The sequence below is a fragment of the Atlantibacter sp. MEI4A-1023 genome (assembly GCF_056155425.1).
On sequence record NZ_CM149568.1, the window covers coordinates 581,851 to 601,267 of the forward strand.

Below are 19,417 nucleotides of genomic sequence, written 5' to 3' on the forward strand. Positions count from 1 at the left end.
ATATGAAATCGAAATTAATAGCGATAATCCCGGCGCGAAGCGGATCGAAAGGTCTGCCTAATAAGAATGTATTGATGCTTATCGATAAACCGCTTATGGCCTACACTATCGAAGCGGCAATTGAGTCGAATGTATTTGATAAAGTAATAGTCACGACAGACTCACAATATTACGGCAGTATTGCTGAGAAATACGGAGCAGAAGTTTTAATGCGGCCTGAGGAGTTTGCGACTGATAATGCCAATTCATATGATGTCATAAGCCATGCATTAAACAGCTATGCAGAATATAGCGATTTTGCTCTGTTACAGCCAACATCGCCTTTCAGAAATGCTCAGCATATTTTTGAAGCAGTGAGTCAATATTACGCACAAGGATACGAGTGTGTAGTCTCCGTGACGCAGAGCGACAAACCCTCATCAATTATTAAACCATTAGATAGCTCACTTACTCTTGGATACTTTGATTTAGATTATAGCAATTACAATAGAAATCATAGTATTGAGTATCATCCTAATGGCGCTTTATTCATTGCAAGTAAACAACATTATCTTAAGAAAAAACATTTTTTTGGTAAAGATTCGCTTGCCTACATAATGAACAAAGAGTGCTCAGTTGATATTGATGATAAAATGGATTTTGAGTTGGCGATTGTTATTCAGCAGAAAATAAATAAAACGAAAGTACTAAACGAAGCCATTTGCAAAAGGATTAAAGAAAAAGAAATGCAAATGAAAGACAAAAAGGATATAACTTTCATTGGACATTCTTTATTCGATTATTGGGATATTGAAAACCTTAACACTAAGTCTATTAATAATCTTGGGATTGCTGGAATTAATTCTTATCAATATAATCAGTTGATAATTAATAAGGGGTTGATATCTACTTTTGGCGATATTGTTTTTATTTTTTCTGGGACAAACGACATTGTATTAGATAATTGGCAAAAAGAGGATACTTTATCACTTAATAAAACGCTTTGTGAGTATATTAAAAGTAAAAACCCGCAAGCTGAAATTTATTTTTTATCTTTGCCGCCAGTCTTTGGTCGGCTCGATCGTAGTAACCGTATTATTGATGAATTAAATGATTACCTTAAAGAAAAAATGGATTTTGCTAGTTTTGTTTGTTTAGATAGCGTTCTTAAAGATGAGTATGGCAATTTACATCAATCATTTACTTATGATGGATTGCATTTCAACGACGCAGGCTATGATGCGCTGGAAAAACTTCTCAAAGGAATTATATTATGAAAAGAATATTGTATGTCACGGGTTCTCGAGCAGAATATGGAATAGTCAAAAGATTACTATTAAAATTGAATAATGATTCCACTGTGGATCTGCGTATTGTGGCTACAGGAATGCATTGCGACCATATTTATGGAAACACGATCCATATCATTGAAGAAGATGGTCTAATTATCGACGCATCTATCGATATCAAAATTGATTCCACATCTAATGCTCATGTATTAAAGTCAATGGCAATTTGTTTGGAATCTTTCGGTGACTATTTTGAGAAAAATAATTATGATGCTGTAATGGTTTTGGGCGATAGATATGAAATTTTCAGCGTTGCTATTGCGGCCGCAATGCATAATATACCGCTCATCCATATTCATGGTGGGGAAAAAACGTTAGCAAATTATGATGAATTTATCAGGCATGCTATTACCAAGATGAGTAAGCTTCATCTTACTTCAACTGAAGAATATCGAAATCGCGTAATCCAACTGGGTGAAAACCCAGATTTTGTTTTCAATATTGGCTCCTTAGGAGCAGAGAACGCGTCCTCGTTGCGATTACCCCAGCTTCATGAAATGGAAGCAATGCATGGAACCTTTACTAAGCCCTATTATGTTGTCTTATTTCATCCTGAAACGTTAACATCACATTCTCTTGAAGAACAGGTTGATGAACTATTAACTGCGATAGAAACCTTTAAAGATACGTATGATTTTGTGTTTATTGGAAGCAATTCAGATACTGGCTCAAATATCATTCGGGAAAAAATTAACACCTTCTGTTACAAAAACAACTTTAGAAATCTAGTCTCTTTACGTACCGAAGAATACTTGGCGCTAAATAAATACTCGTGTGGTTTGATTGGAAATTCATCATCTGGCTTAATTGAAATACCCTCTCTAAAGATCCCAACAATCAATATTGGGGACAGACAAAAAGGGAGAGTAAGAGGGAGCAGCGTTATTGATGTTCCAATTCATTCTGAAGATATTATTAATGCAATCAAGCTGACCTATAATCCTGCCTTCCTGGATGAACTTAAGCACTTCAACAATCCTTATGTAAAAGAAAATTCATTAGATAATTGCATTTCAATTATTAAAGAATTTTTGCAGGCACCTCAACACGATTATAAAGATTTTTACGATTTACCATCATTCACAACTTTTAAGCATTAATGATGAATCATCGTCCTGTTGTGTGTTTTGTTTTCCGTTACGATTCTCATCTTTTAGCATTGAAAAACATTTTTGAATATATCTCTGACCGTGCCGTAGACATTTTTTTTTGCGGGTTGGAGGCTCAGTCTTATCATTTTATAAAAAAAACAATAGGCAATAAAACTCCTGTTTTTTATCCAAATGATGTCTCTTCTTTTCTTGAATATGCTCAAGTTGACTATATATTCTGTGCTACAGGCGGTCGGGATCTTAATACAATAACGAAGGCAGTTGCTTCGAAAGACGCATTGATTATTTCATGCTTTCCTGGGATTTTATTATCATCACAACTGGAATCATTTATTTCTAAAGTAAGAAGCCATTATGTCTTACTGAATTGTCGTAAAGATTATAAAATCTATAAGGCTATTTGCAGAATTGTTGGCGTACCCTTTAACGGCGTTCATTTTGGATCGCCATGGGTAAAAATTCTTTCCAATCGCAAAACAAAAAGTAACCATTGCATTATTATCGATCAGCTTCAGGAACCTTACACCAAAAATGGTAGAGTCGCTTATGCAACTTTTCTTGCGTCAATTATCAAAGATAACCCATGTAAGAAATTCACCTTTAAAAGCCGCAACCAATTAATCTCGCCTGGCGAGATGATATTTGATATCCAGGAATATTTAATGCACTTCGACTTTAATAATTTGTCATTTACTGAAGTAAGCATTGAAGATTTATTGCTTGAAGTTGATGAATGTATCACTATTTCTTCATCTGCAGCTATAAATTGCCTGGTAAATGGTATCAATGTCTATTTAATTGATGGTTTTACAGATTCATTTCGTGGCCAGGTTTACTTTTCGGATTCAGGTCTTTTAACTCACTATGATCATTTCGCTTTTAACCCCCCTTTATCCGCCAATAAAAATTGGCTAAATAATCATGTTGTTTATTCGCAATGCGCGCAGAAGGAGTTCCTGTATGATTTACTGGTAACTAAATATTTTTGCGCCAGTAAAAATATTAATATTAAGCGATCGCGTAATTTTATTATTTTTTTAATCATAATTAGATTCTTTTGGATGTTTTTGAAACGAGAAAATTGGGTAGTATTGAAAAGAGTTAAAAATGTTTTATCAAGATTAGCTTAAGCTTGGGGTTTTAATGTTTTCTAAAAAGATAAAAAAACTGGTTTTTAAACCAAAGCTGTTTTTTAATGATTCATGGTTTTTTAATGCAAACAATAAAACTAATGAATTATTGTCGGGTAAACGATTTAATTGCAAAAATATATTTATTATCAGCAATCTTGGACAATTGAAAAAGGCTGAAGAATTTATTAGGAGATTTAATAAAAGGAATAACGGATTAATTGTGTTAGCTACCGAAAAAAATTTACAAATGCCCAAGATAATTCTTGAGCAAATGGAAAAGAAATTATTTTCTTCAGCTAATTTATTAACTATACCTGTTTTCCCTAACGCGTTTTCTTTCCAAAAAGCAACTTGGTTCTATCACGTTTATAAGAAAATCGTAGAGATATCAAATGCTCAACATGCTTACTTTATGAGCTACGAGTATCATTATTCTATTTTCTTATCTTTATTCAAAAAAAACAATATTAGATGTTCTTTGATAGAAGAAGGTACTGGAACCTATAAAAAATTATCTCAGTCTAGCTTTGCTAATGTTAATTTATTTTCTGGGTATTTTAATGCAATAAAATCTTTTCGCTATCCAGATTTACGATATGAAAAGGTTTATGGATCATTTCCAGAACTCTTGAAAGAGAGATTTCAAGCAAAAGAATTTATTGAATTCACTAACACACCATCAGCAAAATTATCCCCAAAAGTTAATGTCGTTATTGGTAAATATAACCTAACCAGTCATGATATCATTTATGTCAACCAAAAATATGCTATTAACCAGACTTTGTTTGCTAAAAGTTTAGTATCTATCCTTCAACGTTTAGAGAAAGATAAAGGTTCGAGAATATTTATTAAGCTTCATCCCAAAGAACCTGTTAAAAACGTGTCTATCATTAGCAAAGCTATAAAAGATGCTAAGTGTAAAGATATTGTTTTGATAACTGAACCTGATTTTTTAATAGAACCTGTCATAAAAAAATTCAAGATTAAGATGCTAATTGGTTTGACATCTTCTTCTTTAGTTTACTCTCCCTTAATTTCAAATAAATGTCAGCCTTACTCGATAGCACCGCTTATGCTTGAGTTATGTAACAATAAGCAATCTCGAAAAGGCATTATAACTCTGAGCCAGCACTTTGACATTTTGAAGAATTTTACAAACGTCAGAATCATATCATCTTTCAGCGATCCTATTTTTAAACATCAATAAAATTTGCAACTTCAATTAAAAGGGCGTTTTGTAACGCCCTTTTTTATTGCGCTGAGCACTCTTATTTATAGAAAATATTATTAATTTGAGTGTGTTGTAATAAGTAATTGCGAAAATTATTTAATAATAACATGTCAGGTTTATGATGTTTTTTCCAGAAGCTGTTAAGGTTACCCTGGTAAGTTAATCCCTTCATGTCATAAATCGCTTTTCCCATCACTTTTAATGGCTTGTTGTGGATTAATGCTGAAATACCCGCAGTACTATTAATGGTAATAACAGCCTTTGAATGGGTAAGTAACTTTGGCATTGATAAGTCATGTATATATATTATTCTTCCTTTGACATGGTATTTAGCTTCAAGCTTTTTAATTAGAGGACTATAGAGCCTGTGGCCCCGGTCCATTGGGTGGTGTTTAAATACCAGATAGTCCGAAGAGCATGCATATTTGCTGAAAGAATAAATAACTTCGTTAATATAGTCTCTAATGTCATCATATGGGCTGTGGTTTCTGATTTGACTATCGTTATAAACCTGTAATATTGCAAGAAAGTATTGATTATCAAGATTGTTCGTCAAATAATTAAGCCGGTTATGCTGTAATAGTGCATACCACTTCTTTCGATACCATGCACGTATCCAGCAACGTGCTTCATAAATGGGGGAGAATGATTTATGATGTCTGTAATTCGGAAATTTTTTTTTATATAAACTTCCCATAAGATAATACCACGTCGCATGAATATTTCTTTTAGCTATAGATGGAATGAAATGTTTAATTTCTTTTTCTTCATAAGGTGTGTGGTTTCTATAGAAGTTAGGATCTTTAGGAAGTGTTGAAAAAGCATTTACCCCTTGTTTTTCTAAGGTAATAAAATGCGGCCTTAAATATCCTTCTTCAAAAACCAAAAATTGAATTTTCTTCGATTTTGACCATGAAGAGGCGGCTTGATGCAGAGGGCGGCAATCACCGAAACATATTATTGTGTCAAAATTATACTGCTCCCATGTTTTCTTTAGCCATGATGGGAACTCATGTACTGTTTGCGTATACCGTACATGCCTATTTTTACGATTGTAAAAATAATCTCCACCATTAAATATTACACTTGTGACTTCACGGTCCTGAGATACCAACCAATCTGCTAAATCTGAAAAAAATGGTCCCATTGGTCCTTGTAGCAAAAGATATTTTTTCCCACTGAGAAGCATCTCTACTGCAAAATTAGATGTTATATTTTTCATTTTGCTCGCACTCATTAAATAACAACTTTTATAACCATTTTTATTTTTCTTACTTTACGAGCTATCCAACTTATCAATCCTGACACAGCCTTCATCTCACCACGTGGCGCGCTCTTCAATACGCTGACCGCGTCCTCTACCGTTATGGGCTCCTGCCGGACCGGATGAATATAAGTTGGATACGCGATTAGCGCCTGATAAACCACATCATCCAGGCTCAGCTTGCGGGTGCGGCGCGGCAGGGTATGTTCATCATGCGTTAGCCCCCAACCGGCATAAAACGGCATTCCATAGCAGTAGACCTGTTTGCCGTGTAGCAGCGCCTCAAAGCCTGAAAGCGAGGTCATGGTGTGTAGCTCATCGGCGAGCTGGATGCAGTCGATAATGTCCGCATCCCGCGCCTCACAATCTGCCCATGCAGCCAGATCTTCCGGGGCAATCTGCCCCATGCGATTACCCACCACCACATCAGGATGGGGTTTGTAGATAACAAACGCGTCAGGATTGCGCTCGCGCACTGTTCGCAGTAAATCGCGGTTTGTGTTGATGGATAACGTACCGGTGGCGATGGAGGCGTCGTCCTCTACCTGTCCGGGTACCAGGAGAACACGTTTACCCGTGGCCCTGGCAGGCAGTTGCCATGCGCAGCCCAAGTTATATTTGCTTAGCTTATGCGCCACCAGGCTCTGGCGTAACGCCTGCGCACGTTGGGATTGCGATGCGGTTAACGCACTGGCGTTGAGCAAATTTTCCAGGTCGCTGGGACGATGGGCATCGTAGTAGATACCGGTTTTATCGAGCACCAGCGAGAGCGGAGGCAGTAAATCGGAACCCAGGCCTGATGAGCGAATAAAGCCATCTTCCATGCGCCATAGCGGCAGCGATCTTTGTTCGGCTGAGGATTGCCACGTCGCTTCGCCGCGCGTACCCCATACCACGCAGGCGGTTGCGTCTTTACCGCGTTTTGAAAAGTTGAGGCGATTATCAGCGGTTTTAAGAAACGGCTTTAATACCGAGCATTTCCATAAGCTCAGGCCGGGTGCCCAGATATGGCCCGCGCGGGCTAAAATATGGCGGCGCTGTAGGGCTAACCATTCCACCACAATACGCAAGTCTGCGGGTTCGCCGGTTACCGGGTTGCGGTAGCGGGTATAACGCAGATAGGCGGCGGTGAACAGTGCGTCCAGCGTGGCAGACTGCCGCCGCGCGGCAAGCATGGCGGCATTCGCATGGCGATCGTCTGTCAGGCCCCATCCGGCGTACCAGGGTTGCCCAAAACAGACAACGGGTTTACCCGCCATCAGGGCCTCAAAGCCGTACTGAGAGGTCACGACGTAGACTTTATCCATATGGCGCAGCAGCGACTGCGGGCTAACATCCTGAGCGAAAAGCTGGATTTGCGCGTCGTTGCGCAGCCCGGCGAAATAGCCTGCTTTTTTACCACACAGTACATCAGGGTGGACTTTCACCAGGATCCGCGCATCAGGGTTTTCACGCCGCGCGGTTTCCAACATTTCTGTAAAACGTGAAGGATCTGCATTGCCTTTGCTGACGGAGACATCGCCAACGGTTTGATCGACCACCAGCACCTGTTTGCCGGACCAGGCATCGGGGATCCAGGGCGCGGCCTGATTATATTTAGAGAGATCGTAGCTGACGATGTCCACCATCAATTGGCGAGCCTCGTTTATTAACGGCGCGTTGCCAGCGGTATCCTGAATCAGGGCTTCGAGCGTGCTTGGCGTAGAGGCGTCGTAGTACATACCCTGGTAATCAACGACCATCGACAGCGGTGGGCAACCCGTTACGCCCAGCCCAAGCGAACGGATAAAACCATCCTCAAGACGCACGACAGGCAACCGGGCCGCCTGTGCCAGGTCGACAGGCTTACGGGCGCTGGGACGAAAGCCCCACACCGCAACGGCCTCAATACCCGGCGGGACCGGGCGTTGTGATGACAATTTTTGATGGGGTCCGGGCAAAAAGCTTTCGCGAAACGGAATGCGCCAGATACCACCGGAAAAAATGCCTAACACCGTGTATGCCTCTCCCTGATTAACCCTGCCCACGTATGGGCAGGGCCGATGGTTACAACGTCAGAATAACTTTTGCCGCCACGGCCAGTTGGTACAGGATCGTGGAAATGCCGCGCGTAACTTCGATGTTCTTCGACTCGTACTTCGGCAACACCATAATCTCGTCGCCGGCACGCATTTCTTTAACGTCATCGGCGTTCAGCGCTTCACCGTTCTGGCGGATCACGATGATTTTGGCGTTACCCGATTTCTGCGTCAGACCGCCGCATTTCTCGATGTACTCTTCCGGATCCAGGCCTTTCTCCCAGCTCACGGCGTTCGGGAACAGCACTTCGCCGTGAACCATCACCAGAGACGTTTTTTCCGGGATGCTAATCACATCGCCATCTTCCAGCAGTACCGAGTCGATGTTTTTCTCGTTCAGCACCACCTCGCCTTTAGGCACCACGGTGCGGGCTTTAGCCACAAAGCGGCTGACCAGCTGCGCTTCCTGCATGCGTAAGCGCGCTTCTTCTTGCGTGGATGATTGTGCGGAAAGCGAAGCCTGCTCCAGTTTTTGCAGGGATACGTCGAGCATCTCTTTTTGACGCAGCGCTACGGAGCGGCGGTACAGTTGGATGGCGTCCATCTGCGACATGCTGTTCGGGCGCACCTGCGACAGGACCTGGCGCATCGTTGCGCCGTACGGCAATACAATGGCGTGCTCGCCGGAGTGCGCGCCTTCTACACGTACCTGGATAGTGCCGGCATAGCGGTCGGAACTGACAACCAGTTTGTCGCCATCCTGCAAGGTGCGGCCCGGCGCAGAGCTCAGCGGATAATATTCGCTGCGCTTCATGGTGCCCTGCTGGCGAATAATCGTCATATGGGTGGCACCCGGCTTAGGCCGTGCCCAGCTCAGGGCTTCAGTCACAGGGATGGTGCTATTGGCGAATTCAAAGTCATAGCTGTTGAACACGTCGCCTTCAACGCTAAAGGTGTGCTGGCGTGGGCCAACCACGATGGTGTCGCCATCGGAGAACTGCGACAGCGCCAGATTGCCGCTGAGCAGGAAGTCATACAGATTGACTCGCGAGCGCACGCGGGTGCCGCGTTTGACGACAATATCCACATAGCTGCCGCGATCGCTGTCAACGCCGCCCGCTTTGCTCAGGTACGAAAGCAGCGAGTCAGACGCTACGCCGCCGTAGAGGCCAGGATTGCGGACATAGCCAGTGACGAACACTTTTACCGGCTGTGCCTGCACCAGCGAGGCATAGACGTTAACGTTCGCCTGGTACACTTCTTTCACTTTGCTGGTGACTAAAGCATTCAACTGCCCGTTAGTGATCCCGGCGACTTTCAGCGGGCCGACGTTAGGCAGGAAGATATTCCCTTTCGGATCCACCGTTAACGCGCCGTCGAAGCTGAAAGCCCCCCACAGGCGGATTTGGATGGTATCGCCCAGGCCAATCACGTAGCTCGGGTTAAAACCGATGCTGGCGCCGCTGTCTGCGGTAGAAGAAGTGAAAAGCTGGGCACCGAACATACGGCTCATTAACGCCGCGCTGGCGGGCGGCGGCGAGTTATCAAACCCATCGCTGGAAACGGCCTGTTGGTTCTGGCCAGGCAGCAGATCCGGCATTGGCGCGCCCGTGAGGTTAGGGTCGGCATTAATGCCAACGGCGTTAGCCTGTGCTAACTGACAGGCCAGGGCGACGCAAATCCATTTTAATAATTTCATAGCAAACTCAGTGATGACTCTTATTAATCTTTATGATCTTCAATAACCGCCAACAGCAGTTTTATGGTTCCGAACAGTAAACCGCACACCAGCAACCAGCTGGCGAGCAGGTAAGGAATGTTCGGGAAGCGTGATTCTTCAGGACGTTGCGGCGAGCTGATCACAGACAGCACTTTCAGCTTACGGGCCGATTCAACGCGCGTTTTTTCAATTGACGTGAGTGCCAGCTTGTAGATTTCGGTATCAAACGCCACCTGGGATTTGATCTCTTCGAAATCCACCGCCATACGGTTGAGCTTATGGCCGTCCGGGGCGGTGATTTTGCTTTTCTCTTCGTCAATCTGGCTGGCAAGAGAATCAATGGCATTACGCGCGCTCACCACCTGTGGCGCATCTTCGCGCAGATAGGTCAGCAGGTTTCGCAGCTCGGCTTCCATCTGGATCTTCTGGCCCATCAGGGTGTTGACCAGGGTACTGGCGGCCAGCGCCTGAGCCTGCGGATCGAGCACGTTATTGCTGTTCTGATAGGTCAGCAGCAGACGTTTGCTTTCATCGAGTTTGGCGCGCGCTTTTTCCATCTCGCTTTCGGCGAACTGCTGTTGGTCCCTGGCGATACGGTGGGAAAGTTCGTTAATAAAGCGCTCGGATTCTTTCAGTACCGCCTGGTTGAAGCGTTGCGCGAATTCCGGGGTAAAGCCCTGTGTCTGGATGGTTAACAGGCCGTTTTTATCATCCCAGGAGACCGCGATGCGGTTGCGGTAATAATCCAGAAACTTCTCTGCGGTCACTTGCTGCGGTAGATGGTAGAGAAAATCCAGGCCGCTCTGGCTGAATGCCTCATGAAAGTTAAGTTGCTTATCGAGGATAGCCAGCATATCCGGCGAGTTGATGTACTCTTTCAGATACAGGGCATCTTCGACCGAGCTGGGATTGGATGCGCCTAACAGCAGCCCCACGTTGAGGCTGCTGCCGTCGATATCACTGGAACGCTTAATGGCTACGGTAGATTCGCTGACATAGCGTGGTTGGCTAAAAATTACCAGATAGATAATCAGCAGCGCCATTGGGATTAACACGACTAATTTTCCCAAATGTCGCTGAATAGTTTCCAGATTAATAACAGCCAATCTACGCTTTACCGCTGGAATACCGGTTCTTACTTTCTCAATAAACATGCCAGTTTCGTCATCTACGGGAGCGATTTACGCTCGGTTTCTTTTGCAGGAAATCCCTGTCAAATCATCAGTTGAAAATACGTAATAAGCCGACGATGTCGTCATTTTCAGTGACCAGCAGCGAAGAGACGCGGCGTTTCTGCATGATCTCTTCGGCTTCCACCACCATCATTTGCGGGCTGATTGTCAGCGGTTGGCGCGTCATCATCTGTTCAGCGGTGGCCGTCAGGAAATCGTCATGTTTTTCCATAAAACGACGCAGGTCGCCGTCGGTGATAATTCCCGCCAGGCGTTGCGCTAAGGTCACCGCCACCATGCCCTGGCAGCCGCTGGAGATTTCCTGGATGACTTTTTTAAAGTCGGCCTGGGCATCGATGGTAGGTACCTGGCCCACCATGACATCGCTGACGCGGGTAAGCAGCCGGCGTCCTAAAGAACCGCCTGGGTGATAGCGGGCAAAATCGTCAGAGCGGAACTGCCGTTTTTCCATTAACGCAATGGCTAGCGCATCGCCAATCGCCATCGTGAGCGTGGTGGAGGTAGTCGGCGCAAGATTGTTGGGGCAGGCTTCGCTGTCCATATGCAATTCCAGCACCGCATCGGCATGTTTTGCGAGGGTGGATTGACCGTTGTTGGTGATAGCAACAATGCGATTGCCGAAATTTTTCAGCGACGGGATCAGTTTGAGGATCTCATCGGTTTCACCGCTGGCGGAAATCAAAATCAACAGATCGTAAGGTGTAATCATCCCCAGATCGCCGTGAAAGGCTTCAGCGGGATGAATAAAGAAACTGGGCGTGCCGGTAGAGGCCATCGTGGCGGACATCTTCCTGCCCACGTGCCCCGATTTTCCCATGCCGGACAGGATCACATGGCCTTTGCATTCCAGCATCATTTTTAGGGCGGTGGCGTATTGTGCCGCGTCGAGTTGTTGCGACAGCCTGGACAAGGCTTGGCCTTGTTCGCTTAAGGTGCGTTGAACCGAGCCAATCAGGGATGCGTCCACAACGATTGGCGTTACGTCAATTTGGGATTGCTCAGGCATACTCATTCCTTTGAAAGATCGTCGCAGCGGGAGGCCGTGACTGAACTTAATCATTAAATTCGGTAATGAATCTTGGCGTATTTCGTCTACGGCGTCGTGCTTCAGGATTAGCGCTGAACAGCAATACTGGAGGGAATGAAGCAAATATTGCTAACGTTAATGTCAAACAAAGCATTCGCGTAGTACCAACGTACTACAAGCAAGCGGAAAAGCAGGGGATTTTTAACACAGTAGAACTGCCTAAACAAGGACAATGAGAAAAATCTGACAATAGGGTTAAAGGGCGAAGAGATCGTTCAGCCAATGTCCCCTGGTCCCTGTTTTGCTTGAGGTAAAATTATCTCAATAAATCAAAGAAATGCTCAACTGCTAATAATAGCAGTGGTGAAGGATAAAAAAATGGCCCTCTGCTTGAGGGCCATTTTCGTTACTTAGCGATACGTTTGTACTTGATACGCTTCGGCTCCAGCGCGTCAGCGCCGAGGGTGCGTTTTTTGTACTCTTCGTACTCGGTGAAGTTACCTTCGAAGAATTCCACTTTACCTTCATCCTGATAATCAAGGATGTGGGTCGCGATACGGTCAAGGAACCAACGGTCGTGCGAGATAACCATCGCGCAGCCCGGGAATTCCAGCAGGGCGTTTTCCAGCGCGCGCAGAGTTTCGATATCCAGGTCGTTGGTCGGTTCATCGAGCAGCAGCACGTTGCCGCCTACCTGTAGCAGCTTCGCCAGGTGCAGACGACCACGCTCACCACCGGACAGTTCGCCCACGCGTTTGCCCTGGTCGACGCCTTTGAAGTTAAAGCGGCCCACATAGGCGCGGCTTGGCATTTCGGTGTTGCCGATACGCATGATATCCAGCCCGCCGGACACTTCTTCCCACACGGTTTTGCTGTTGTCCATGCTGTCGCGGAACTGATCCACAGACGCCAGCTTCACGGTTTCACCCAGGGTGATGGTGCCGCTGTCCGGCTGTTCCTGGCCTGACATCATGCGGAACAGGGTGGATTTACCCGCGCCGTTTGGACCGATGATGCCGACAATCGCGCCTTTCGGTACTGAGAAGGTCAGATCGTCGATCAGCAGGCGATCGCCATAGGATTTACGCAGGTTAGTCACTTCAACCACTTTATCCCCCAGGCGTGCTCCCGGCGGAATAAACAGTTCGTTGGTTTCGTTACGTTTCTGGTATTCGGTGTTGTTAAGCTCTTCAAAACGCGCCAGACGGGCTTTGCCCTTAGACTGACGGCCTTTCGCGCCCTGGCGTACCCACTCCAGCTCTTTCTCAATGGACTTACGGCGAGCCGCTTCCTGAGAGGCTTCCTGAGCCAGACGCTGATCTTTCTGCTCCAGCCAGGAGGAGTAGTTGCCTTCCCACGGAATACCTTCGCCACGGTCAAGCTCGAGGATCCAACCGGCAACGTTATCGAGGAAGTAACGGTCGTGGGTAATGGCCACGACGGTGCCTTCGAAATCGTGCAGGAAGCGCTCGAGCCAGGCCACGGATTCCGCATCCAGGTGGTTGGTCGGTTCGTCGAGCAGCAGCATGTCTGGCTTTTCCAGCAGCAGACGGCACAGTGCGACGCGGCGGCGTTCACCCCCGGAGAGATTGGCGATTTTGGCATCCCAGTCTGGCAGGCGCAGCGCATCGGCGGCACGCTCCAGTTGGGTGTTCAGGTTGTGGCCGTCGTGGGCCTGGATGATCTCTTCGAATTTGCCCTGTTGCGCGGCAAGTTTATCGAAGTCGGCGTCCGGTTCAGCGTATTTGGCATACACTTCATCGAGGCCTTTCAGGGCGTTAACCACTTCGGCAACCGCTTCTTCCACGGATTCACGTACGGTATGTTCGGTGTTTAGCTGCGGCTCCTGCGGCAGGTAACCGATTTTAATGCCAGGCTGCGGACGCGCTTCGCCTTCGATATCGGTATCAATGCCCGCCATGATGCGCAGCAGGGTAGATTTACCGGCGCCGTTCAGGCCCAGTACCCCGATTTTTGCGCCGGGGAAGAAGCTCAGAGAGATGTTTTTAAGAATATGGCGTTTCGGCGGAACCACTTTGCCGACACGATGCATGGTATAAACGAATTGAGCCACGTTGCGACTTCGCCTCTTTATATTCATTGGTGATGTGATTAGTGGCGAAGTGTAGCCTTTTTCCCTGGCTAATCCCAGCATCGTGGGCGCGGAGTGTTAGCTCGCCCGCAGCCCGCGGCAAAAGTAAAAAAGTGTCCGCGACGTGGCGCAACCGCAAACCCCTGGTTAGCATAAAGTATCGTATTACAGCGGCATGATGCCGCAGCCGTTAATCCATCATGAGGGATTTCGAGTGATGAAAGCTAAACAGACCGCCTGGCGAGTGCTGACTGCGGGCGTGTGTCTGATGACCATCAGCCAGACGGTATGGGCTGATTCGCTGGAAGCGCAGCGCAGCCGCTACGCCCAGGTGAAGCAGGCATGGGATAACCGCCAGATGGATACCGTGGCGCAACTGATGCCCACCCTGACCGAGTATCCGCTCTATCCCTATTTGCAGTACCGACAGTTAACCGACGATCTCATGAATCAGCCGGCGTTGACCGTTACGCAGTTCGTCCGCGCTAACCCAACGCTGCCCCCCGCCCGGACCCTGACCAACCGGTTTGTCAATGAACTGGCGCGCCGGGAAGACTGGCGCGGGCTGCTGGCCTTTAGCCCGCAGGCGCCTTCCGCAACGGAAGCGAAATGCAACTATTACTATGCGAAGTGGAACACCGGCGATACCGTTACCGCGTACAGCGGGGCGAAAGAGATCTGGTTGACCGGGAAGAATTTACCGTCGGCCTGCGACCGCTTGTTTTCCGCCTGGCGCAGTTCCGGACAGCAGGATCCGCTGGCGTACCTTGAGCGCATCCGGCTGGCAATGAAAGAGGGCAATACTCGTCTCGTCAGCAATCTGGCGTCGCAGATGCCTGCGGATTACCAGACCGTCTCCAGCGCCCTTGTCAGCCTGGCGAACGATCCCAATAGCGTGCTGACCTTTGCCCGAAGCGTCGGTTCGACCGATTTTACCCGCCAGATGGCGGCAGTGGCTTTTGCCAGCGTGGCGCGCCAGGATGCAGAAAATGCCCGATTGATGATCCCATCGCTGGTGCAGGCGCAACAGCTTAACGACGCGCAGGCACAGGAGCTGCGCGATCTGGTGGCGTGGCGTCTGATGGGCAATGACATCACCAGCGAGCAGGCCCGCTGGCGCGACGATGTGATTATGCGTTCGGAGTCGACATCGCTTATCGAGCGGCGAATTCGTATTGCGCTGGGCACGGGCGATCGCGTCGGGCTGAATACCTGGCTGGCGCGGCTGCCGATGGAAGCCAAAGAAAAGGACGAGTGGCGCTACTGGCAGGCTGATTTACTGCTGGAGCGCGGACGCACTGAAGAAGCCAATCAAATCCTGCGCTCGCTGATGCAGCAGCGTGGCTTTTACCCAATGGTGGCGGCCCAGCGGCTGAATGAGGATTATCCATTGCGGGTGGATAAAGCCCCGAAAATGGATGCTGCATTATTCCAGGGGGCTGAGATGGCCCGGGTGCGCGAGCTTATGTATTGGGGGCTGGATAACACCGCGCGCAGCGAATGGGCGAACCTGATCACCAGCCGCCCCAGCCAGGAGCAGGCGGCGCTGGCGCGTTATGCGTTTGACCGCGATTGGTGGGATCTCAGCGTGCAGGCCACCATTGCCGGTAAGCTGTGGGATCATCTGGAAGAACGCTTCCCGCTGGCTTATGAAAACCTGTTTAAGCGCTACGTCAGCGGTAAAGACATTTCACAAAGCTACGCGATGGCGATTGCCCGCCAGGAGAGCGCCTGGAACCCGAAAGTGCGCTCGCCGGTCGGCGCATCGGGGCTGATGCAAATCATGCCCGCCACTGCCACTCATACCGTGCAGAAGTTTGGTATTTCTGGTTACAGCGGCGTGAATCAGCTGCTTGACCCAGAAACCAATATCAATATCGGTACCCAGTATCTGGAGTCGGTGTATCAGCAGTTTGGCGATAACCGCATTTTCGCCTCGGCGGCGTATAACGCCGGGCCGGGCAGGGTACGCACCTGGCTTGGCAACAGCGCAGGCAGGATCGACGCGGTGGCGTTTGTCGAGAGTATTCCGTTCTCAGAAACCCGCGGCTATGTGAAAAACGTGCTGGCTTATGACGCCTACTACCGTTATTTCATGGGCGATAAGCCGGTTCTGATGACCCAGAATGAGTGGCAACGCCGTTACTGATGATGAGCAATATGTTATGCTGCTGTACTAGTTAAATAGTATGAAGGTAGGGCGGCATAACATGACTCAACAATCACCCTGGTCTGCAGCGCAGGATGAACAGAGCCAACAGGAATGGCTACGTTTTGTGGATCTCCTGAAGCAGTCCTTCGACAATCAGCTTCATCTTCCTTTATTAACGCTGCTCCTGACGCCGGACGAACGGACGGCGCTGGGAACGCGCGTGCGTATTATTGAAGAATTGCTGCGCGGCGAGATGAGCCAGCGCGAACTGAAAAGCGAGCTGGGCGCGGGGATTGCCACGATAACCCGCGGCTCCAATAGCCTGAAGTCCGCCCCGGTGGAATTACGCGCCTGGCTTGAAGAAATCCTGCTGAAAGCTCAGCGGTAAACAGCGTTGTGAAACGGCGATAACGCCAGCACTACCGCCTGATGATAAACGCTGCTGCGGGTCAGCGCGCCGGCGGTAAACACGCCAATCGCGCCTTCTTTACGACCAATTTCGTTGATACCGGTATACGCCGACATTACCGGCCCGAGGGCCTGGCCCGCGCGCACTTTTTCCAGGATCACGGCGGGAAGGGGCAGCGTGGCGGATCGCGCTTCACCGCGCTGCTGCGCATTTTCGATGACCACCCAACTGAAGGTGCTGTCGTCGTCAATGCCAGCCTCAATCGCCACCCAGAAATCAGCGTCCGGGCATTGCACGCGGGCGTTGGCGACGCGATTGCGTGCGCCGAGCCGCGTTTCATGACTTCCAAAAGGCTGTTCCGGCACGCCGCTCTCGACGTCCACCGAGGTGATGTGGCAGGATCCTGATGTAAATATCTCGTTAAATGCCTGGAGAATCGCCTGAATTTTGGTGGGATTAGTGGTAGCGCAGATAACGTGGTACATAATGTTTAACGTCTCGTCTCAATCAATATCGTCGCAGTATAACGGATAAAAAGCATGTTACAGGTATACCTTGTTCGTCACGGTGAAACGCAGTGGAATGCAGAGCGTCGCATTCAGGGCCAGTCTGACAGCAAACTCACCGAGAAAGGTGAGCGCCAGGCTTTTCAGGTGGGGGAGCGCGTCAAAACGCTGGGCATTACCCACGTGATTGCCAGCGATCTGGGGCGGACGCGCCGCACGGCGGAAATTATCGCCGATGCCTGCGGCTGCGAGGTGACGTACGATCCGCGTCTGCGCGAGCTGGATATGGGCGTACTGGAACAGCGCCATATTGATGCGTTAACCGAAGAGGAAGAAGGCTGGCGTCGTCAGTTAGTTAACGGCACTGCCGATGGCCGTATTCCTGATGGCGAATCGATGCTTGAACTCAGCGAGCGGATGCATGCCGTGCTGAATGCGTGTCTGTCACTGCCGAAAGGTAGCCGTCCGCTGCTGGTCAGCCACGGGATGGCGCTGGGTTGCCTGGTGAGTACCATTCTTGGCCTGCCGGCCTGGGCGGAGCGCCGCTTACGCCTGCGTAACTGCTCGATTTCACGCGTGGATTACCAGGAAAGCGCCTGGCTGGCGTCGGGATGGGTAGTGGAAACGGCGGGCGACGTCTCGCATCTGGACGCTCCCGCGATGGATGAGTTACAGCGTTAAGCGCGGCGGACCGGGATTAGATAGTCGCAACGCAACTGGATTGGGCGCTCGCCACGTTTGGCATCTTCAGCGGGGAAGTAGCGCTCAATATCCACGCCGCGACGGCGCGTAAGGCCCAGCTTCGGCATTACGGTGCCATACAGGAAAAAAATATATTCCTGCAAGCCAGTTCCCAGCCCTTCATAGGTAAACTGCACATAATCGCCGCCTTCTACCGTTACCGGATGGCAATCCTGAATATGACCGTTGATCAGATCGGGCGACAGGGCGGTGGTGTAAAGCACTTCCTGATCGTCGTCTCTTTCCAGGCTTGGGCGGGATTCATTCAGGCCATACAGCACGGGCGGAATATCCGGTGAATTCCCCAGAAACGCTTCCCAGAACTGAACGCGCATTTCGTGGCGTAATTCAGCCATTTCCTCCAGAGAGCAGACGTAGCTTTGGGTTAGCCCTGTCAGGTGCAATACAGGAAGCGTGACGAATTCATGGACAGGAAGCGGCGTATTATCCAGGCTGAGTGGCGAACGCATACCCTGCGCATTCCAGTCAGGTGAACGGCGGTAAAGCGCTGGCGTCACTGAGAACTGTTTTTTAAAGGCCCGGGTAAAGGTTTGTTGCGAATCAAAGCGGTATTGTAACGCGATATCCAGAATAGGCCGCGAGGTCAAACGCAGGGCGACAGCGGATTTAGACAGGCGGCGCGCCCGAATATAAGCGCCGATAGCATGGCCTGTCACTTCTTTGAACATTCTTTGCAGATGCCACTTGGAATAACCGGCTTTCGTTGCCACATTATCGAGAGACAGGGGTTGATCAAGATGGCCTTCCAGCCAACTTAGCAAATCGCGAATAATCCCGGCCTGATCCATACATTTTCCTCATCCATAATACACCTGGGTGTTTTCGGTAGCGGATAGTAGCATTGTTTAGTCTTTTAGCGATGGGTGTTTTTTTTAACAAAATGTGCCAGATTTGGCCTTAATATATTCTCAAATTAATAATAACGTGAAATTTAAAGATATTTATATCATCAACATTCTTAATTGGTAACAATATGAAATATAAAGCATTAACCCTGGCAGTATTCTGTTTGGGCCTGAGCGCGAGTGTGAACGCGGAAGAAATTGGCTCGGTGGATACCGTATTCAAGTGGTTAGGCCCGGACCATAAAATCGTGGTTGAAGCCTTTGACGATCCCGATGTGCAAAACGTGACCTGTTATATTAGCCGTGCCAAAACCGGCGGTATTAAAGGCGGGCTGGGGCTGGCAGAAGACACCTCCGATGCAGCGATTTCCTGTCAGCAGGTGGGGCCAATTACGCTTTCGGAAAAAATCAAAAGCGGCAAAGCGCAGGGTGAAGTGGTGTTCCGAAAACGTACTTCGCTGGTATTCAAGAAACTTCAGGTGGTGCGTTTTTATGATATGAAACGTAACGCCCTCATTTATCTGACTTACTCCGATAAAGTGGTGGACGGTTCGCCGAAAAACGCGCTCAGCGCCGTGCCAATCATGCCGTGGAATAGCCCGCAGCAACCATAAAGGAATGACCG

Annotated in this window: 16 protein-coding genes; 8 read left to right on the plus strand and 8 right to left on the minus strand. The window is 48.3% G+C overall.

The window, feature by feature from the left end; all coding sequences use genetic code 11:
- The first annotated feature begins 2 nt into the window (after positions 1–2).
- Genes ACVV26_RS02870 through ACVV26_RS02885 form a run of 4 tightly spaced genes read left to right on the plus strand, consistent with a single transcriptional unit; the run spans position 3 to position 4,780 of the window.
- Complete coding sequence (locus tag ACVV26_RS02870; RefSeq protein ID WP_474799868.1) at positions 3–1,256, plus strand: cytidylyltransferase domain-containing protein; 1,254 nt, start codon at positions 3–5, stop codon at positions 1,254–1,256.
- Positions 1,253–2,428, plus strand: a complete 1,176-nt coding sequence (gene neuC / locus ACVV26_RS02875) for a UDP-N-acetylglucosamine 2-epimerase (protein WP_474799869.1) — start codon at positions 1,253–1,255, stop codon at positions 2,426–2,428. The genes ACVV26_RS02870 and neuC overlap by 4 nt, the downstream gene beginning before the upstream one ends.
- Positions 2,428–3,570: a DUF6716 putative glycosyltransferase gene (locus ACVV26_RS02880; RefSeq protein WP_474799870.1), complete on the plus strand. Its 1,143-nt coding sequence runs from the start codon at positions 2,428–2,430 to the stop codon at positions 3,568–3,570. Before neuC ends, ACVV26_RS02880 begins: the two co-directional genes overlap by 1 nt.
- A gap of 13 nt (positions 3,571–3,583) precedes the next feature.
- Entirely contained in the window at positions 3,584–4,780 is a 1,197-nt protein-coding gene (locus tag ACVV26_RS02885) for an alpha-2,8-polysialyltransferase family protein (RefSeq protein WP_474799871.1), read from the plus strand.
- Between the two features lie 61 nt (positions 4,781–4,841).
- Here ACVV26_RS02885 and ACVV26_RS02890 read toward each other — a convergent pair whose 3' ends face one another.
- From ACVV26_RS02890 to ettA, 6 genes are all read right to left on the minus strand, one after another.
- Complete coding sequence (locus ACVV26_RS02890) at positions 4,842–6,026, minus strand: capsule polysaccharide biogenesis protein (RefSeq protein ID WP_474799872.1); 1,185 nt, start codon at positions 6,024–6,026, stop codon at positions 4,842–4,844.
- 14 nt (positions 6,027–6,040) lie between these two features.
- On the minus strand, positions 6,041–8,062 hold the full coding sequence (locus ACVV26_RS02895; protein WP_474799874.1) for a capsule polysaccharide biogenesis protein: 2,022 nt from the start codon (positions 8,060–8,062) through the stop codon (positions 6,041–6,043).
- Positions 8,063–8,114: 52 nt separating this feature from the next.
- Positions 8,115–9,785 carry a polysaccharide biosynthesis/export family protein gene (locus ACVV26_RS02900; RefSeq protein WP_474799875.1) on the minus strand — a complete coding sequence of 557 codons (1,671 nt, stop codon included), beginning with the start codon at positions 9,783–9,785 and terminating at the stop codon, positions 8,115–8,117.
- Positions 9,786–9,808: 23 nt separating this feature from the next.
- A complete protein-coding gene (locus ACVV26_RS02905; protein WP_474799876.1) occupies positions 9,809–10,960 on the minus strand; it encodes a capsule biosynthesis protein in 1,152 nt (383 codons plus the stop codon).
- 67 nt (positions 10,961–11,027) lie between these two features.
- Positions 11,028–12,005: a KpsF/GutQ family sugar-phosphate isomerase gene (locus ACVV26_RS02910; RefSeq protein ID WP_474799877.1), complete on the minus strand. Its 978-nt coding sequence runs from the start codon at positions 12,003–12,005 to the stop codon at positions 11,028–11,030.
- A 427-nt stretch (positions 12,006–12,432) separates the two neighbouring features.
- Positions 12,433–14,100 carry an energy-dependent translational throttle protein EttA gene (gene ettA, locus ACVV26_RS02915; protein ID WP_474799879.1) on the minus strand — a complete coding sequence of 556 codons (1,668 nt, stop codon included), beginning with the start codon at positions 14,098–14,100 and terminating at the stop codon, positions 12,433–12,435.
- 232 nt (positions 14,101–14,332) lie between these two features.
- On the opposite strand from ettA, the gene sltY reads away from it, so the two are divergent.
- Complete coding sequence (gene sltY / locus ACVV26_RS02920) at positions 14,333–16,267, plus strand: murein transglycosylase (protein ID WP_312982839.1); 1,935 nt, start codon at positions 14,333–14,335, stop codon at positions 16,265–16,267.
- Positions 16,268–16,328: 61 nt separating this feature from the next.
- Positions 16,329–16,658, plus strand: a complete 330-nt coding sequence (gene trpR / locus ACVV26_RS02925; protein WP_474799880.1) for a trp operon repressor — start codon at positions 16,329–16,331, stop codon at positions 16,656–16,658.
- Here trpR and yjjX read toward each other — a convergent pair.
- Complete coding sequence (gene yjjX / locus ACVV26_RS02930; RefSeq protein WP_474799881.1) at positions 16,649–17,164, minus strand: inosine/xanthosine triphosphatase; 516 nt, start codon at positions 17,162–17,164, stop codon at positions 16,649–16,651. The two genes, trpR and yjjX, sit on opposite strands and share 10 nt — an antisense overlap.
- A gap of 54 nt (positions 17,165–17,218) precedes the next feature.
- On the opposite strand from yjjX, the gene gpmB reads away from it, so the two are divergent.
- The gene (gpmB, locus tag ACVV26_RS02935) at positions 17,219–17,866 is read left to right on the plus strand and encodes a 2,3-diphosphoglycerate-dependent phosphoglycerate mutase GpmB (RefSeq protein WP_474799883.1); all 648 of its coding nucleotides are present in this window, start codon (positions 17,219–17,221) and stop codon (positions 17,864–17,866) included.
- Here gpmB and robA read toward each other — a convergent pair.
- Entirely contained in the window at positions 17,863–18,735 is an 873-nt protein-coding gene (robA, locus tag ACVV26_RS02940; RefSeq protein ID WP_474799885.1) for an MDR efflux pump AcrAB transcriptional activator RobA, read from the minus strand. The genes gpmB and robA overlap by 4 nt on opposite strands.
- Before the next feature lie 185 nt (positions 18,736–18,920).
- On the opposite strand from robA, the gene creA reads away from it, so the two are divergent.
- Positions 18,921–19,406, plus strand: coding sequence for a protein CreA (creA, locus tag ACVV26_RS02945; protein ID WP_474799887.1), 486 nt, complete (start codon positions 18,921–18,923; stop codon positions 19,404–19,406).
- Positions 19,407–19,417: the final 11 nt, after the last annotated feature.

What these genes read in the sequence shown, in the direction of transcription:
- ACVV26_RS02880 (WP_474799870.1), top strand. Translation starts at nt 2,428, where the DNA reads ATGATGAATCATCGTCCTGTTGTGTGTTTTGTTTTCCGTTACGATTCT.
- ACVV26_RS02885 (WP_474799871.1), top strand. Translation starts at nt 3,584, where the DNA reads ATGTTTTCTAAAAAGATAAAAAAACTGGTTTTTAAACCAAAGCTGTTT.
- gpmB (WP_474799883.1), top strand. Translation starts at nt 17,219, where the DNA reads ATGTTACAGGTATACCTTGTTCGTCACGGTGAAACGCAGTGGAATGCA.
- ACVV26_RS02910 (WP_474799877.1), bottom strand. Translation starts at nt 12,005, where the DNA reads ATGCCTGAGCAATCCCAAATTGACGTAACGCCAATCGTTGTGGACGCA.
- ACVV26_RS02870 (WP_474799868.1), top strand. Translation starts at nt 3, where the DNA reads ATGAAATCGAAATTAATAGCGATAATCCCGGCGCGAAGCGGATCGAAA.
- ACVV26_RS02905 (WP_474799876.1), bottom strand. Translation starts at nt 10,960, where the DNA reads ATGTTTATTGAGAAAGTAAGAACCGGTATTCCAGCGGTAAAGCGTAGA.
- neuC (WP_474799869.1), top strand. Translation starts at nt 1,253, where the DNA reads ATGAAAAGAATATTGTATGTCACGGGTTCTCGAGCAGAATATGGAATA.
- creA (WP_474799887.1), top strand. Translation starts at nt 18,921, where the DNA reads ATGAAATATAAAGCATTAACCCTGGCAGTATTCTGTTTGGGCCTGAGC.
- yjjX (WP_474799881.1), bottom strand. Translation starts at nt 17,164, where the DNA reads ATGTACCACGTTATCTGCGCTACCACTAATCCCACCAAAATTCAGGCG.
- ACVV26_RS02900 (WP_474799875.1), bottom strand. Translation starts at nt 9,785, where the DNA reads ATGAAATTATTAAAATGGATTTGCGTCGCCCTGGCCTGTCAGTTAGCA.
- trpR (WP_474799880.1), top strand. Translation starts at nt 16,329, where the DNA reads ATGACTCAACAATCACCCTGGTCTGCAGCGCAGGATGAACAGAGCCAA.
- ACVV26_RS02890 (WP_474799872.1), bottom strand. Translation starts at nt 6,026, where the DNA reads ATGAAAAATATAACATCTAATTTTGCAGTAGAGATGCTTCTCAGTGGG.
- robA (WP_474799885.1), bottom strand. Translation starts at nt 18,735, where the DNA reads ATGGATCAGGCCGGGATTATTCGCGATTTGCTAAGTTGGCTGGAAGGC.